The organism is Colwellia sp. Arc7-D, from assembly GCF_003061515.1.
Taxonomy (GTDB): Bacteria; Pseudomonadota; Gammaproteobacteria; order Enterobacterales; family Alteromonadaceae; genus Cognaticolwellia.
In genome coordinates, this window is record NZ_CP028924.1 from 1,834,969 (window position 1) to 1,850,867 (window position 15,899).

Annotated in this window: 13 protein-coding genes; 10 read left to right on the top strand and 3 right to left on the bottom strand. The window is 35.9% G+C overall.

The genetic code is table 11. The features are described 5' to 3' along the window. Nucleotides 1-32: 32 nt before the first annotated feature. The 6 genes from DBO93_RS08025 to DBO93_RS08050 are packed head-to-tail and all read left to right on the top strand — an operon-like array spanning nt 33 to nt 9,031. Entirely contained in the window at nt 33-734 is a 702-nt protein-coding gene (locus DBO93_RS08025) for a DUF4159 domain-containing protein (RefSeq protein ID WP_108455858.1), read from the top strand. A gap of 33 nt (nt 735-767) precedes the next feature. Then, nucleotides 768-1,802 (top strand): MoxR family ATPase, encoded by a 1,035-nt coding sequence (locus DBO93_RS08030; protein WP_108455859.1) that lies wholly within the window; start codon nt 768-770, stop codon nt 1,800-1,802. Between the two features lie 14 nt (nt 1,803-1,816). Continuing rightward, nucleotides 1,817-2,758 (top strand): DUF58 domain-containing protein, encoded by a 942-nt coding sequence (locus DBO93_RS08035; protein WP_108455860.1) that lies wholly within the window; start codon nt 1,817-1,819, stop codon nt 2,756-2,758. Next, nucleotides 2,755-4,296 carry a BatA domain-containing protein gene (locus tag DBO93_RS08040; protein ID WP_108455861.1) on the top strand — a complete coding sequence of 514 codons (1,542 nt, stop codon included), beginning with the start codon at nt 2,755-2,757 and terminating at the stop codon, nt 4,294-4,296. Before DBO93_RS08035 ends, DBO93_RS08040 begins: the two co-directional genes overlap by 4 nt. Continuing rightward, complete coding sequence (locus DBO93_RS08045; RefSeq protein ID WP_108455862.1) at nt 4,296-6,839, top strand: hypothetical protein; 2,544 nt, start codon at nt 4,296-4,298, stop codon at nt 6,837-6,839. Before DBO93_RS08040 ends, DBO93_RS08045 begins: the two co-directional genes overlap by 1 nt. After that, nucleotides 6,836-9,031 (top strand): hypothetical protein, encoded by a 2,196-nt coding sequence (locus DBO93_RS08050; protein WP_108455863.1) that lies wholly within the window; start codon nt 6,836-6,838, stop codon nt 9,029-9,031. The genes DBO93_RS08045 and DBO93_RS08050 overlap by 4 nt, the downstream gene beginning before the upstream one ends. A gap of 106 nt (nt 9,032-9,137) precedes the next feature. On the opposite strand, the gene DBO93_RS08055 is transcribed toward DBO93_RS08050, so the two are convergent. Next, nucleotides 9,138-10,397, bottom strand: a complete 1,260-nt coding sequence (locus DBO93_RS08055) for an MFS transporter (RefSeq protein ID WP_108455864.1) — start codon at nt 10,395-10,397, stop codon at nt 9,138-9,140. A 386-nt stretch (nt 10,398-10,783) separates the two neighbouring features. Here DBO93_RS08055 and DBO93_RS08060 point away from each other — a divergent pair, with 386 nt between their 5' ends. From DBO93_RS08060 to DBO93_RS08070, 3 genes are all read left to right on the top strand, one after another. After that, nucleotides 10,784-11,497 carry a response regulator gene (locus DBO93_RS08060; RefSeq protein ID WP_108455865.1) on the top strand — a complete coding sequence of 238 codons (714 nt, stop codon included), beginning with the start codon at nt 10,784-10,786 and terminating at the stop codon, nt 11,495-11,497. Between the two features lie 76 nt (nt 11,498-11,573). Then, nucleotides 11,574-12,866 (top strand): ATP-binding protein, encoded by a 1,293-nt coding sequence (locus DBO93_RS08065; protein ID WP_108455866.1) that lies wholly within the window; start codon nt 11,574-11,576, stop codon nt 12,864-12,866. Nucleotides 12,867-12,988: 122 nt separating this feature from the next. After that, the gene (locus DBO93_RS08070) at nt 12,989-13,522 is read left to right on the top strand and encodes a VC2046/SO_2500 family protein (RefSeq protein ID WP_239059146.1); all 534 of its coding nucleotides are present in this window, start codon (nt 12,989-12,991) and stop codon (nt 13,520-13,522) included. On the opposite strand, the gene DBO93_RS08075 is transcribed toward DBO93_RS08070, so the two are convergent. Together DBO93_RS08075 and DBO93_RS08080 are read right to left on the bottom strand one after the other, a co-directional pair. Further along, nucleotides 13,519-13,950 carry a YchJ family metal-binding protein gene (locus DBO93_RS08075; protein WP_162533749.1) on the bottom strand — a complete coding sequence of 144 codons (432 nt, stop codon included), beginning with the start codon at nt 13,948-13,950 and terminating at the stop codon, nt 13,519-13,521. The two genes, DBO93_RS08070 and DBO93_RS08075, sit on opposite strands and share 4 nt — an antisense overlap. Before the next feature lie 252 nt (nt 13,951-14,202). Further along, on the bottom strand, nt 14,203-14,673 hold the full coding sequence (locus DBO93_RS08080) for a hypothetical protein (RefSeq protein WP_108455869.1): 471 nt from the start codon (nt 14,671-14,673) through the stop codon (nt 14,203-14,205). 374 nt (nt 14,674-15,047) lie between these two features. On the opposite strand from DBO93_RS08080, the gene DBO93_RS08085 reads away from it, so the two are divergent. Beyond that, nucleotides 15,048-15,863 carry a DUF1461 domain-containing protein gene (locus tag DBO93_RS08085; RefSeq protein ID WP_108455870.1) on the top strand — a complete coding sequence of 272 codons (816 nt, stop codon included), beginning with the start codon at nt 15,048-15,050 and terminating at the stop codon, nt 15,861-15,863. Nucleotides 15,864-15,899 lie beyond the last annotated feature (36 nt).

Consider the following 15,899-nt stretch of genomic DNA (forward strand, 5'->3'; position numbering starts at 1 on the left):
TTTGTTTACCCTTAACTTTTTCTTGTGTTTATATGAATCGACGTAATTTTATTCGTACCATTTCGCTATTTTCAGTAGGCACATTTGCTTTACCGTTTTTACGACTGAGTGCACAAGAGCAAATTGACTTCTTTTTTACACGTTTGAGCTATGAGTCAGGCGATTGGGAAGTTGACGAAAGAATGCCTGCCAACGTACTTAACTCATTAATCGAATACACCAGTTTACGGGTCGATATTAAAGAGCGAATACTGCCTTTATCTGATCCACAAATGCTTGCAGCGCCATTTTGCTATCTAGCTGGCCATCGGCTAGTGCAATTTAATAGAGAAGAAAAACAAAACTTTCAACGCTATGTTGAAAATGGTGGTTTTGTATTTGTTGATGACTGTAATCATGATATTGATGGCATGTTTGCTCGCAGCTTTGAACGACAAATGCGTGAAATATTTGGCGAGCAAGCGTTAAAGAAAATTCCTAATGACCACGCCATATATTCTTCATTTTTTAAGTTCGAAGGCCCGCCTAGAACTTCAATTGAGCTGAATGGCTGGGGCGATGATTTGGTGCACAACTACTTAAAAGCAATCGAAGTTAATGGCCGAATTGCCGTGCTATATAGTAATAAAGACTTAGGTTGTGAATGGGATTATGACTTTCGTAATAAACGTTGGTTAAAAGTCGATAATACTCGCTTTGCGGTCAATATTGTTATGTATGCAATGAATAGCTAGCGAGTCGTTTACATATTTATAAATGGAATATACATGCAAGAACAACAGATAACCGAGTTACTAGGCAAATTGAATCAAGTTAGCAATGAAATAGCGAAAGTTATTGTTGGCCAACAAAGTGTGATTGATGAGCTATTAATTAGCATATTGGCTGGCGGACATTGTTTACTTGAAGGTGTACCAGGTTTAGCTAAAACCTTGATGGTAAGTTCATTAGCAAAAACATTAGCGCTAAATTTCAATCGCGTGCAATTTACACCTGATTTAATGCCCAGTGACATTATTGGCACTGAGATATTAGAAACGGATCATGATAGTGGCGAGCGTTTTTTTAAATTTCAGCAAGGACCGGTATTTACGCATATTTTATTGGCGGATGAGATTAACCGTACACCACCAAAAACACAAGCTGCGTTATTAGAAGCGATGCAAGAGCGCCGCATAAGCTATGCAGGAACAACTTACGATTTACCTAAACCTTTTTTTGTTTTAGCAACGCAAAATCCTGTTGAACAAGCCGGTACTTATCCATTGCCTGAAGCGCAATTAGATCGATTTTTAATGTTTGTCCGCGTAGGTTACCCATCAGAAAAAGAAGAAATTGAAATTCTTAAACGAACTACGGGTAATAGTCACTGTGAACTGACTGAAGTGCTAACGGCAGAAGATATTATCGCATTACAAAACCTGGTACGTAATGTCACCGTGTCTGATGAGTTACTATCTTATGCCGCAAATTTAGCACGAGCAACAAGACCTGTAAGTTCAATTGAAGCGAAAGAAAAAACATCGGAACAATTAAAAGAACACTGCCAAAGTGTTGTCGAACATGTACGTTGGGGAGCAGGTCCAAGAGCTGGGCAGGCGTTAATTTTATGTGCAAAAGCAAAAGCATTAATGGCGGGACGTTATGCCATCACCATTGCTGATATTCAGTTTGTTGCGCCAGCGGTATTAAGGCATCGAATTCTAGTTAATTTTCAGGCCGAGGCTTTAAATATTACTCCTGATAATGTTATTGAGGATTTATTAGCCTTTGTTACTTTGCCAACCAGTCCCTTGCAGTAAATCAGGTAACGCACGTGCAACAGCCATATTTTGATGCCAAAACTTTATTAAGAGTTAAAGATCTACCTTTAGCAATTAAAACCTTAGCGCAAGGGTTTTTACATGGCAGTCATGCAAGTCTTCAACGCGGAGTTGGTATTGAGTTTAGCCAGTTTAGAGCTTATGAACCTGGTGATGAACTCAGTAAAATAGACTGGAAATTATTTGCTCGCTCAGATAAATACTTTGTTCGAGAAGCAGAGCGAGAAAGCAATGTGAATGTTTGGATCGTACTCGATTGTAGCGAATCTATGTTACAACAGTCTTTTGCCAGCACTGCTCAAATCCCTGAAAAAGATTCAGTTATAGGCCAATGGAATAAATTGAACTATGGTCGATATTTAGCGGCAACAATCAGCTATTTAGCTCAAAAGCAGGGTGATAGTGTTGGCTTATTAGCGCTTTCTGGCACAAGCCATCAACAAGTTGCGGCATTGCCGGGTGAACGTCACTGGCAAAAAATATTACTCAGCTTAACGCAATTAGAAGCCAGTGGTGCGATGCCAAATACTCAAATGATTTTGAGTCAATTAAGTACCGTACGTAAAAATGGCTTAGTGATAGTTATTAGTGATTTTCATCAGGTTAATAAAGAGTTATTAACGTTAACGTCAAAACTGACGAATAGGCATACCGATGTGGTTGCTTTTCATCTAGACAGTAATGATGAAATTAACTTTCCTTATCAAGGTATGATTAATTTTCAAGACCTAGAGACTAACGAATACCGTCAAGTATCAGCGAAAGAAGTGCGTACGAGTTATCTTAAAAATAAGCAACATTGCGATGAAACATTAAAAGCGCATTTAGCACAGCAAAATATTCAATATTTTCACGCTAATATTGATCAAGCCTTAGATCAAGCTTTAGTCGATTTTCTCAGTGTAAGAAATAGTAATCATGGGCGCAAAACATGAGTTACTTTCCTGATGTGATGATTCAAAATCCATTAGCTTTTATAGCGTTATTGGCCTTAATAGTGCCACTAGTGTTGCATTTGATCAGTAAAAGCCAACCAAAGCAGGTTAAATTTGCCAATATTGCTTTAATCGATTCACTGCAACCCAAAAGTATGCGACAAATTCGTCTTACTGAAGCTTGGTTATTGTTATTACGACTTTTGTTCTTGATTTGTTCAGTATTACTTTTAGCGGATCTTTTTTTAACTAAAGCTTTGATAAAGAATGATGAAGTGCATGTTGTTACTGTTGATTGGTTGAACCAAAGCAATGACACACAAAGACAGCAGTTAATCGATAATAGTTTAAATCAACCTATCTATCTTTTAGCCGGTAATACTGAGTTAATTACCGATAAGGAAGTAGTGGAATGGCAACAACAGCTTAATGTCATCCAACATCAAAATACGCTAAAAAATCTAACCTCCTTTAGTCAATTATTAGCAGCTGAAACACGGATTAAACTTTTTGTTACTGACCGCGCGGCTCAATACAAACTTAACGATATAAAGCCTCATATTACGATAGCCAACTCCGTTGATTGGCAAATTCAAAACCTTGCTTCTAACCGTGATGAACAATATCCACATGCGATGAACGTTGTTATTATTTATGATGAGGACAGGTATGGCGATCTTAAATACTTTCAGCAAGCTTTTGCATTAATAAAACAACAAGTAGCCCCAGCATTAAAGTTGTCATCCTTTGATCAAAAAACGTTTAAAAATACTGAGCATTATCAGCAAATTTTACGTACTCCCCCGGATTGGCTATTTTATTTAAGTACAACAGATCTTGATCAAGAAACTGTTAAGGTCTTGTCAACCAGCTCAAAGCTATTTGTTGATGCGCAACAGTCAAATGAAAATACCTTATTCTCAAATGCGAATGCCATAAGCATTAATAAAACTAGTGCTGCTTTACTTTATCCTGAAGCTTTATTTTATCAGCGTGGTACACCGCTAAATATCGGCGAACAATTGAGTGAAGTTGGCACCATAAAAAACACAGAAATACTTTGGCAATTCACTCAACCCAACGGCATCAGTTTACCTATGTTAACTAAATCGAGCATTGTCTATCAAAGCGCAAAGCGTGAAAGTATTGTTTACCAGTTATATTCGAGGTTTACACCCTCTTGGAGTAACTTACTATTGTTGAAGCAATTTCCGTTGTTTTTACAAGACTTGTTATTTCAACAATGGCAAGAACACACTCTTGAGAATAAGCAAACGCTGTTGCATGAACAAATTAGCCAACGAGTTAAAACACTGAGTAGTATTGAACAAGCCAGTCTAGGGCCAAGCAGTATTGAAAAAGGGCGTTTTAATTTTAAACATGTTAAAGACCTAGCCGTTACTCAGCAAAGGAATGAGAGCTATTGGACTGAAATATTAACTTTTTTATTGATATTACTGTGGACTATTGAGCGAATCGTTAGTGAAATTTATCGTTCTAAATCAAAAACGAAATCATTAGATCAGGTTGATGCTTAATGACGAGCGAAAAGGATATTCAATCAGAAAGTAATCTCAGCTTTTCAGGCAAAGATAAACGACAAATAAATATAAGCCGTTTAAATCAGCTTGTAGCGCATTGGCGGTGTAAATACCTGCAACAGCAACTGTTACTTTTTATGCCGATATTGTGCGTATTGATCATCACGCTTTTATTTACCTTAATGAGTTTTAACTTTTTCAGTGTTGAGTATGCATTTATCGTTTGTTTACTGGCATTAGTCTTAACCATAGTGATTAAGCTGGTGACAATAATTCAAAATAAACAGTACGCGAGTATTACATTAAAAAACCTTATTACTCATCTAAATAGTCAGTTTGAAGAGCTTGAGCAAAGTACACAGTTATTATTAGTTGACCAAGATAAACTCTCTGCTTTAGAAAAACTGCAACAGAATAAAGTACTAGATCGTTTAGCCGAAATTTTGCAGCAACAAGCAGAAGTGAAAAATAGTCAATTGTCGCCAGATTTTGCCAAACAAGAGTTTATATTCTCTAGTGTTTTACTTTTTATCTTGCTGATTGTTTTTATTATTTCGTATCAGTTTAATTTAGTTGATAAAATTATCTCAGGGTTTCAACCTGCTACTCAAAGTACTGATAGCCTTAATAATATTGAAAATAAGCCGAATGATACGGCGATTAAAATTATAGCTAAACAAGTCACCATCATGCCGCCTAGCTATAGTTTAACGAAAGGTCAGGCCGCTAAATTGATATCAGAGTCACTTGATATCAATACTTTGGTGGGCAGTAAAGTACGTTGGAGATTAAATTTTTCAGCACCTAAGGCAGACTACTTTCTTGTTTTATCTAATAGTGAACGTCATCAATTAATCAAGCAGGACGATGGTTCATATCAGATTGAATTAATACTACGCAAAAGCATGGTTTATCATATAGCAGCTAGGCATGTTGAGTCGAAAATTATCGACAGTATTTCAGGTATTCATCGTATGAGTTTAACGCCTGATTATGCGCCTAAAATTCGTTTTATTAATCCAAAAAGTACAGTGACAGAATATGGCAAAAATACGCTTCCTAATCTAACCGCCGAAGTTCAAATATCAGATGACTTTTCGATTACCGACGTTCAGATAAAGGCCTCGATAGCAAAAGGCTCAGGTGAAGGGGTTAAATTTAGAGATCAAATCTATGCCTTCGACAGCGATGAACTTGTTGATGGTAAAAGGCACTACTATAAAAAATGGTCTATAGCAGAGTTAGCTATGGAACCTGGTGACGAGCTTTATTTTAGTATTGTGGCAACCGATAATCGTGAACCTGATTTTCAGCAAACCCGTTCAACAACAAAAATTATACGTTGGTTAGAAGAAGAGCAAAGTGGTATTAATGCCGACGGAATACTGATTGATTTTATGCCCAAATATTTCAAAAGTCAGCGACAAATTATTATTGAAACCATAGAATTAATAGAAGATAAAACTGATCTTGAGCCTACGAGTTTTAATGAAAAATCAGAATTGTTAGGGGTAGCACAGAGTGCGCTTAAAGAAAAATATGGTCAATACCTCGGTGATGAAGTTGAAGGGGATAAAAATAACAAGGTAAGCCTTGATGAAGCTCATGATACTGCTGAGCATAAACCTGAAATTAAGATACATGACGAACAAGGTGGCAGTGTTAATGCGGTAATTTCGTCGAATCAAGCAGAGCATCATGAAGACATTTTGGGGCACTTACATGAAAGTGAGGGGGGAAATAACACTCGTGGTATCCAAGCTTCAGGTCGCATGGAGCTGATAAATCAATATGGCCATAATCATGAAGATAGTGATGTGGGTGTAATGACAAATCGAGACCCTCGCGCGTTGATGAAACAAAGTTTATCCCATATGTGGCAAGCAGAACTACATTTAATGTTGTCTGAGCCTTCACTTGCCTTACCTTTTGAACAACAGGCGCTTAAGTTATTAAATTTAGCCAGAAAAGCTGAGCGAATTTATGTAAAACGTTTAGGTTTTGAGCCACCCCCCGTAACAGAGCAACGTCGATATCAAGGCGACCAAACAGACATTTTAGCCAACTCGGTACAAGTTTCGCGCTTTATGCCTGAGCAGCTATCAAATCAAACTTTATTCGCATTCCGACAGTTTTTACAATTACTGAATGCCTATAACCAACCGCTTATCTCTTCGAAGCCTGTGTCTCAAACAATGACATTATCAAACGATAATGGCATTAATGAATCACAGAATTTCAAGGCGAATGTGGCGCTATCTGTAGATGAATTAGCGCTAGTTGAATTAACTAAATTAGGAATCGAAGAGCTTATAGATGAAAGACCAGCCTTAGTGGAGTTGCTAGTGGTGATTGAAAAAATATTACTTGAACGGCGACTGAGTTTGTCTCAATGTGCTGGTTGTATTGAATTATTATCCGGAAAGCTTGAGCAATTACTACCAAGCCCAACCTCCAGCCCTAACAGTAAACCACAAGACTTTAATGTCCATCAATCTATGGTTGAAAACTATAGCCAATTTTTAACGGGTGATTTGTGATTACTTCAGTTGTAAGCATTGCTATAGGCAATTACCGTTTAACGCTAGATAGCTCATTACACTGGGCCATTCTACTATTAGCATTATTCGGTTTAGTGATTAGCTGTGTGATAATTTTTCGACGCTTTAAAAGTGATAGTAATACTATTTCAAATAAAAAAAATGCTTTTATAAATAGCAAAAGTATTCATGTATCAATGTTGATTTTTGGCAATATTATTGCTTTTATCAGTATGCTGATTTTTCTTTTACCTTTTGAGATGAAAGTACAACCATCAACTTATGATGTGTTACTAACTCAAGGTTTTAAAAAATCAGCAAAAAATGAAAATTTCAATATTCAGGGTATGGACAATATTAACATCACGCAGGCACTAAAATCTGCTCAGCGGATATGGCTGTTATTAGATTCTGAAAAAAGTACCGCTGACAATCAGTCATTAAAGGAATGGTTAGCTAAAAACTATTCAGACAAAGTTGTAGTTATTAGCTCAACTCAAGACCTCACCAATGTTTGGGAAATGGTTAGCATTAATCAATCTAAAGGGTATAACGAACGCTATAACGTTCCGACATTAATACAAATATTTGGTGATGGGCTAAGTAAAATACAGTGGCAATATCTTGAGACTTTTAACCAAGTTAATAGTGATGTTTCTCACACCCAGATACTTGAAGCTGAAGCTGAAACACCTACGCCTTTAAAAACAGGCGCATCCAAGAAACTTTCTATCAAATTTAAGTTTTATGCGAGTAATCCAATTACAGGATTTAGTTATTTACACTGGTCGAAACAGTTAATTTTAGGGCAAGCAATAACGGTAACAGGGCAATTTCAACATTCTTCAGATATTAATAGTCAGTTTGAGCTGAGTTTAGTGAGCAATGACCGTATTCAAGACAGTGTTATTGTTCAGCCGAATGACGTTTTTTCATTAACAACTACCAGTAAAATATCAGGCTTATTTAATTATCAGCTTATTGTAAAAGAGTTACTAAACAAAAGTGCGACGGCAAAAAAACTTTTTACCGTAAGTGAAGATATTGCTTTTAGCGTTGTTATGGGAAACCAACCCCGTGTATTGATTAAGCAATCAGCACCGTCATTTGAAACTAGGCGGTTGAAGCAATGGTTGAATGAGGCTGGCAGCCAAGTAAGTGTTATAAGCCAAATAAGTAAAAGTAAATGGTCGTATCAGAGAGTAAATTCAGTTCAAAAAATAACAGAAAATCAATCTAACGACTTAACTGGCATATTATTAGAAAGCTATGATCTCCTGATTATCGACAGCAGAATGCTGCTTTCGTTGCCGACAATGGAAGTTGAGGCAATATATAATGCAATCAAAGATGGATTAGGGGTATTAATTAATGCGGATAGTACACTATTAACAGCTGAAAATAGCCAATTTGATAAGCTCAATAGGTTACTGAACTTGTTTGAGTTAGCCTCTGTAGATGTCAATAACAACCAGGTTTTAGCTTATTGGCCAGAACAACCTAAATTAGCTAAAAGTGACGTTATATCCGCTCAATCGGTCTCAATTAATATAAATGCCAAGCAGGGACGAACTATTGTTGAGTCAGGTAATGGTCAGGCATTAGTTGCTAAACAATCATTGGGTTTAGGGTCTGTGGCACTGACGGTACTTAATGAAACTTATCAATGGTCATCACAAATCAGCCCTGCGTACTATAGCGCTTATTGGCAGTATTTATTATTGAACATATCTAGAGGTGAACAAAACACCCGATGGGTAATGCCTTCAACAAACGTGTATGCAAAGGTTGATCAGCATCAAAATATTTGTTTAATGTCATCACTAGAAAAGGTGGTTGTTGCTCAGTTGTCGCTAACGGCATATCCGCTTTTAAACAATCAACAGTGTGGACAATTTTTAGCTAGCCAAGCAGGTTGGTATTTATTTCAAGCCTTAAATGATCAACAGTCAATACTGTCTGAGCAAGCTCGCTACTTTTATGACCAGGACGCTTTTCCAGCTTGGCAGCAGGGCATTAAGCATGCAGTGAGTCAATTTAATGCTGATGCTAACTATACCGATAATTATGCCGATAATGATGCATTTAATTCATCGCATGTTTATCAGCAAGTTGATAAATTTATACTATGGCTAATCATGTTTGTATCACTGGTATTATTATGGTTCGAGAGAAAGTGGCAGAGTAATTAAATTGTTAAGTCTTTAGACAAGTGCTTAGCTAAGTTTTTAAATAAGTCCTTAGACAAGTAAATAGCGAAAGGCTCAGTGAACTAAGTTTACCTGAAACTATGTTTATTTAACGAATATCTTCCTGACTAAAGTGAAAATCAACAGAGGCAATAATAAGTAAAATAGCGCCAAATAATATAGCCCAATGAGCACCCAGTAATGCTAATGCGCTACCAATAAGTGCCATAAGTACATTCGCAACACTAAATGTAGTAGTAATTAACCCCATAAGTTGGCCTTGTTCAATATCGGCATATTGTTCTGAAATATACACCGGTAACAAACCATTAAATATAGCGATTGCGATACCTGTTATGGCATAAACTGGCCAAACATTAGTCTCTGTTAGTAATAAGTGTAAACTAAATAAAACTGCCATTAATACCATGCCAAATATAGCGCCAAACTTTAGCCCCATGATTAGCTTCAATTTTTTAACAAAAAATACACTAGTGATTGTCATACATAAAGTTAATACAACAGTAATATAGCCAATGTTCAGACTTGTAAAATTAAAGTTTTCAACTAACCAAACTGGATAAAATTCGTAGTAGGCATTTAGGCCCAAAGTAGCCAGTAAATAAATTAAAAATATACGCCTAATTTTTGTATTAGCGAGTAAAGCAAATGAGTTCTGCTTACTAAATAGTTGTGAGAACTTGACATTAGATTGATTGAGTTCTGAAGCATCAGCTTGTAAAAAAAATGTAACACTGAGTAGAGCTATGACTAAGGCTATAGCTGCTAAGTAGAAAACAGCATCTAAACCATAAACGGCAAGTAACCCTCCAGCTAAAGGGCCAAGTAACCAACCAATATAGCCGGTAGCATTTACAAGGTTAAAGGTATGTGTTTTATCCAATGTTGGAGATAGATCTACTGCGATTGCTTTCGCTATACTGATATTTCCTGAAAAAATTCCTGTTATAAAACGTGCAAAAATGAACATTAAAAAACTTTCAGCAACAACCGCTAATGCTGATAGCACATAACCAATAATAGTTAACACTAGGGTAATAAGTAAGGTTTTCTTACGTCCATAAAGACCTGAAGCAGCGCCTAAAACTGAGCTACCTAAAATAACACCAAGTGGATATATAGCTAATATTATACCAAGTGAAATTTTGCCAGGTAAATCTGCAAAAGTAGTTAGAGGGCTAATTTCATTAAGAAAAATAGGTGCTAGTACTGGGTAAGGCAATGCGATACCAGCGCAACTAAACAGTACCACTAACATGACAGAATATAGTGTTTTTTGGGCTTTAAATTTTTCGACGGTGGAGGCGCTCTCTGTCGGCTCTTTTATTTGAGATAAGTGAATTGTCATAGAGCGTTTTAGGTCTTAAAATTAACATCAGGTTGTGTACATATCATAAATGCCATGAGCAGCTAAGTAAAACGCCATGATTAAATAAATACAGATTATTGTGAAAATACTTTTTTATAAATACTATAAAAATTAGTTACTTATGTTGGTGTAATTAAGTGTAAACTTAGGGTAATAAATTGTACTATTGCCGTAACACCTTGTACATGGCGTTGTTAATTAATAGTAAACATTTTATGATTATAAAAATTAAAATCATTCATACTTTCAATGGTTGTTATTTATTTATTGATTCGCATTAAACCGCGGCAGTAAACATTGAACCGTGTTGATAATACATCCATGAGAATACTGTTAATTCAGTGTAATAAAGTAGGATCAAGTTAATGCCAGATAATATGTCAGTAAAGAAAATATTGCTTGTTGAAGATGACCGCCAGTTATCGGATTTAGTCACTGAGTTTTTAGAAAGTGAAGGTTACCACGTTAAACAAGAGTTTAGAGGTGACACGGTCGAAAAGCGCGTTGATAAGTTTGTCCCAGATTTAATCATTCTAGATATTATGTTACCTGGCAAAGATGGTTTTGCGGTTTGTAAAGATTTACGACCTAGTTTTAAAGGTCCAATTCTAATGCTGACTGCTAAGGGCACTGACTTTGATCAAGTATTAGGTTTAGAAATTGGCGCTGATGATTACGTTATCAAGCCTGTAGAACCTAGAGTACTACTTGCTCGTGTTAATGCACTTTTACGCCGAGGCCAGTTACCTTCTGAAGGCAAAGAAAGTGCTGAAATTGATTGTGGTGAGTTACATATAAGCCGTGGTTCAAGACAAGTAACATTACACGGTAAAAATGTAGATCTAACAAGTCAAGAATTCGATTTACTTTGGTTACTAGCAAGTCGTTCAGGCGAAGTTCAAAACCGAGATTATATATATAAAGCGGTTGTTGGCCGTGAGTACGACGGTATGGACAGAAGTGTTGATGTACGTATTTCTCGTTTACGCAAAAAATTGCATGACAGTAATGAAACTCCTTTTCGAATTAAAACTATTTGGGGACAAGGCTACTTATTTGTCCCTGACGCTTGGAGTTAAGTATTATTTCAATGTGTAAACTGATGAGTTGCTACGCCAATTCATCAGTGTTTCTTCCCTCTTTTTAGGCATTTTGATGAAACTTGGTCGCTCATTTTTTAGCTTATATTTCCTGATAATCTCTATTTTTATCGTATTCTCATGGATGCTCGATGAAGTGTGGAGTTCTTATCTTGAACAGGATATAGAGTCTTATACTGGCTATAAAAGTATGTTGCTCTCGCTTTCTAATTATTTAGAAAAACATCCAGAAAACGAATGGCAGGAAATACTGTCAGGTGCATCTGAGCAATGGAAACTGCCATTAAAGTTAATGTCAGAACAACAAGTAGAGAAAATCAGTCATCAGCGCCATGATGTAATCAAAGAAGATAACACTCACATTTTTTATGATAATGATGCTGTAGAAATTCATCATCGTATCAATAGCACAGGTGCAGTGATTGTACTTGGCCCAGCCAAAATGCCAACAAGGCCAAGAGTTGAAGCCTTAATTCGTGTTATTTTACTCGCCAGTTTAGCCTGCTTATTGTTTTTTTGGTTACGCCCTTTATCTCGTGATTTGGATCAACTACGAAAAACAGCTATAGCGTTTGGCCAAGAAAGTTTTGATATGGTAGCGCCGAAAGCTAGATCAACAATGACCGAACCTATGGTAACGGCCTTTAATACCATGGCACATCGTATTAAACGTTTAATAGATGCTCATAAAGAATTGTCTACAGCGGTAGCGCATGAACTGCGCACTCCTTTAGCACGCACCAAGTTTGCCTTACAAATGCTAGCGTGTACCGATGATAAAGCCAAACAAGAAAGATACCGTAACGCTATAAGTAAAGATATTTGTGAATTAGAACAGCTTATTAACGAAATGTTGATTTATGCTAGTTTCGATAATGAAAAGCCACAGCTAAATTTTTCTCAAGAATCGATGGTTGATATTGTTAAAAATCAGGTGGGTAATTATCAACAGTTTGAGCAAAGCTTTAATATTACTAATTCAATTGGTGATGACAAAGTTGACGTTGATCGTCAATTTATTGCTCGCGCGCTGAACAACTATATATCCAACGCTATAAAATATGGAAACGGTAAAATAGACATCGCTATTTCGAAAAACGCTGAACACTGTCAGGTAATAGTTACCGACAATGGTGAGGGTGTTTGTGATGATTTTAAATGCACCATATTTGATGCATTTTCCCGTGGTGATATTTCTCGTAATCGTGAAACGGGAGGCTTTGGTTTAGGTCTAGCGATTGTATGCCGTATTATGGAATGGCATGGAGGCAGTGCCTCTGTTGTTGATAGTGAAAATGGCGGAGCAAGTTTCATTCTCAGTTGGCCGATTAAACACATTGCAAGTTAATGAGTGATAACTGTACAACATTATGTATTTATTATAAAAATACATAATTAATTCAACTTAGCTATAAAGTAATTTATTTGATTGCCGATAAAGTATTATCGGCAATCAATAAGTAGATTATTTTGACAGTAGACGCATTATCAAACGACATACTTGTACATGAACTTCAATTAGGCGAACAGCTTAATGAAAGCGTTCATAACAAACGTCGCTCTGATTTTTCGTTATTATTGGCGATGCTAACCGATGATGTGCGAGCGCACAGTCAGTTCAAACTTCCACAAACTATTACGCCTGAAAACACGACTTCAACAGAACAATTACGAAAACATTTTCAACTGCCAAATGAAGCACCTATCGCCTTAAAGAACATTGAAGATACTCAACTTTTTAATCAAGCTGTCCTAATTGAATCTAAACAGTTAGACCATTTACGTTTATTGAATGCATTAACCCCCAATCCTTTGGCGTTTCGTGACGATGCTAGCTTTATAAACCAGCAAGTAATAAGTAATACAAGTTTGTATTGTCAGCAGAAATATAAAGATAAAACATTAGAGCAAACTCAACCAAAAGCTGAGTTTAATGCTGATGCTTGGTTTTCAGGAATAAAAAACTCGTTAGATAAATCAGAATTTTTGTCAGCTGTTGTTTAAAATGCTTTAGCGCAACATTGTTTAAATTTTTTATTGCTCTGACAAAAACAAGTATCGTTTCTTTTAGGTTTAATTAACACTTTACTGTCTGATACATCGCCATCTAAATAACGCCAAGCGTTATCTTCAATTATAAAGTTCGAGTTCTCACGCATTTGCCATATTTGCCCCTGATGCTGATAAAAGGCCGAAAATTCAACTTGAGCACTTTCTTTATTTATTTTATTTTTTTGATATTCGCTAGCATTATGAATAACAAGTTTTAACCATTTTGTTTGTGCAGCCCACTGTTCAATGTCAACAATCGACTGTTCAAGCTGACTTGCTTTTGCATAGGTAAGATAAATATATTCTGCATTTTTAGTCGCGTAAGCTGAGTAGCGAGATCGCATTAATTGTTCAGGAGAGTTTGCTGGTATTGTTGCCATTATTAATGGTTGGCAACATTGAGCATAGGTGAGTTCTAAGCCGCATGGACATTGCATTTAAGTATTCTATTAAATATTCAATTTCGGCTAGTTTATCATGACAACCTACAACCATTGAAATATTTATCTACAGCCAATCTATGAATAATTCGTTAAAGCAATCACCATTAAGTTGGCACTTAATAAGAGAATAATAAGAGGGAAGGGAGTTCAGCCCCTCTTTAATCTAATGAGACATGGTGAAAAATTATTTTAATGTAATTGCTGTGTTTGGCCAACGCTTATTGGTTGCAAGAGTATACAATGAGTTTTACCCATCGCTGCGCAGTGTGCTATTTCATTTAATTCTTCTTGATTATAACTCGCGCCTGACAAAATCATGGCTGAACAAGTACCTTTTAATAAGGTGTTTTTAATATGTTCTAGACTAACATTGACCTTATTTGCATTCACTTTTAATATTTTAGCTGGATTAATTTTACCCATATTAGAGAGCTGCTCTAACGAATCACTTTCAGGGTTAATCATTAAAATCCACTTGTTATTATCGTAATGTTTTTCACAAATATCTTGATATCTTTCAGATAATTCAAAAGGATTATTTACCGGTACAGTATTACACCAAGGAGAGGTTAGGCTTATTTCTCGGGTATTATCTAGTACAGAGTTTAAGTCTAAGTTGTTGTTATTAAATTCTAAATTTACTTTGTTGATGTTAATCATGTTGCTCACCTCGATATACTGTATGCATATACAGTATATCGGTTATGGTTTGATTTCAAGTATTATTTACAACATTCAGCAATATATATAATGCTAAGTTAATAAAGGATGGTAGTGATACTGATCTAGCAATGTGATGGATTTATGATCGTTTATTTAAGCTAAATTTAAATTGCAGTATTTCTACTATGAACCACTATTTGTTTAAAATTGATTAGGGGAGAAAATTAGTTTATAAATTTGAGTTATCAGAGGTATCATTATGCTAGTGTACTGCTTCAAATTAATAGCTCGCTGAACACGACTATTAATCCTCAATCAATAATTTGAACTTTAGTTGCTGGCTAATGTGTTAGTAAGGTTAGATAATTTTTATGATGAAATATGCGTTTGTTAGACAAGTTATCTGGTGTGTATTCGCGTTAATATTGCTCACCTTTTCGTTAGGTATTAGCTGGCAAATAAGTAAAACAACAAATTTTTTATATAGCTTTTGGTATCAAACCTTGCACATCGATGAGGTTATTAAAAAAAACGTACCCAAAAACACCCAGGGTAAACGCGACTTTCCTGTCGATAATTTTCAATTGCATGAGAAAATGTTTGCTGAAATTGTTGATGCAATTCATCAGCAAGGCAATCAAGAAGACAATCAACTAGGCAAACTACAAGGCAATCTACCAAGTAATACTTTATCTAAAATAAGTTATGTTAATCATCAATCGATATTAAAAGCACTATTAACAAAGAGTGAGGTCGTTCATCTTCAAGATGTTGCTAACTTACTCCGTTCATTAGAAAAGTTGTGGTGGGTAAATTTATTAATTTTATTGGGTATGATATTTTTTTACTGTCGTAAAGAACAGACAATAAGCGTTAATTCGATAAGAGAAATGCCAACAGGTAAACAAAAAATAATTTCGCTGTTGAGTTTTATTATTTTACTGGTAGTAATATTAAGTATTTGGGGCTTTACTGAGGTTTTTTATTATTTGCACACGGTAGTGTTTCCAGAGAATCATCAGTGGTTTTTCTATTATAGAGATTCTTTAATGGCGACGCTTATGAAAGCCCCTGATATATTTTCGGCTATTGCGGCGCAACTGCTCCTGGTCGCGTTATTTTTAACTTGGGGAGTTGATACGGTATTGCGTCGTTATCAAGTTAAGCATAGCAAACAAAGAGCTTAGCTAGCCTGGTATGCATTAAATTGATATACCGTTATT

What these genes read in the sequence shown, in the direction of transcription:
- DBO93_RS08080 (WP_108455869.1), bottom strand. Translation starts at nt 14,673, where the DNA reads ATGATTAACATCAACAAAGTAAATTTAGAATTTAATAACAACAACTTA.
- DBO93_RS08040 (WP_108455861.1), top strand. Translation starts at nt 2,755, where the DNA reads ATGAGTTACTTTCCTGATGTGATGATTCAAAATCCATTAGCTTTTATA.
- DBO93_RS08045 (WP_108455862.1), top strand. Translation starts at nt 4,296, where the DNA reads ATGACGAGCGAAAAGGATATTCAATCAGAAAGTAATCTCAGCTTTTCA.
- DBO93_RS08030 (WP_108455859.1), top strand. Translation starts at nt 768, where the DNA reads ATGCAAGAACAACAGATAACCGAGTTACTAGGCAAATTGAATCAAGTT.
- DBO93_RS08025 (WP_108455858.1), top strand. Translation starts at nt 33, where the DNA reads ATGAATCGACGTAATTTTATTCGTACCATTTCGCTATTTTCAGTAGGC.
- DBO93_RS08060 (WP_108455865.1), top strand. Translation starts at nt 10,784, where the DNA reads ATGCCAGATAATATGTCAGTAAAGAAAATATTGCTTGTTGAAGATGAC.
- DBO93_RS08075 (WP_162533749.1), bottom strand. Translation starts at nt 13,950, where the DNA reads ATGGCAACAATACCAGCAAACTCTCCTGAACAATTAATGCGATCTCGC.
- DBO93_RS08085 (WP_108455870.1), top strand. Translation starts at nt 15,048, where the DNA reads ATGATGAAATATGCGTTTGTTAGACAAGTTATCTGGTGTGTATTCGCG.
- DBO93_RS08065 (WP_108455866.1), top strand. Translation starts at nt 11,574, where the DNA reads ATGAAACTTGGTCGCTCATTTTTTAGCTTATATTTCCTGATAATCTCT.
- DBO93_RS08055 (WP_108455864.1), bottom strand. Translation starts at nt 10,397, where the DNA reads ATGACAATTCACTTATCTCAAATAAAAGAGCCGACAGAGAGCGCCTCC.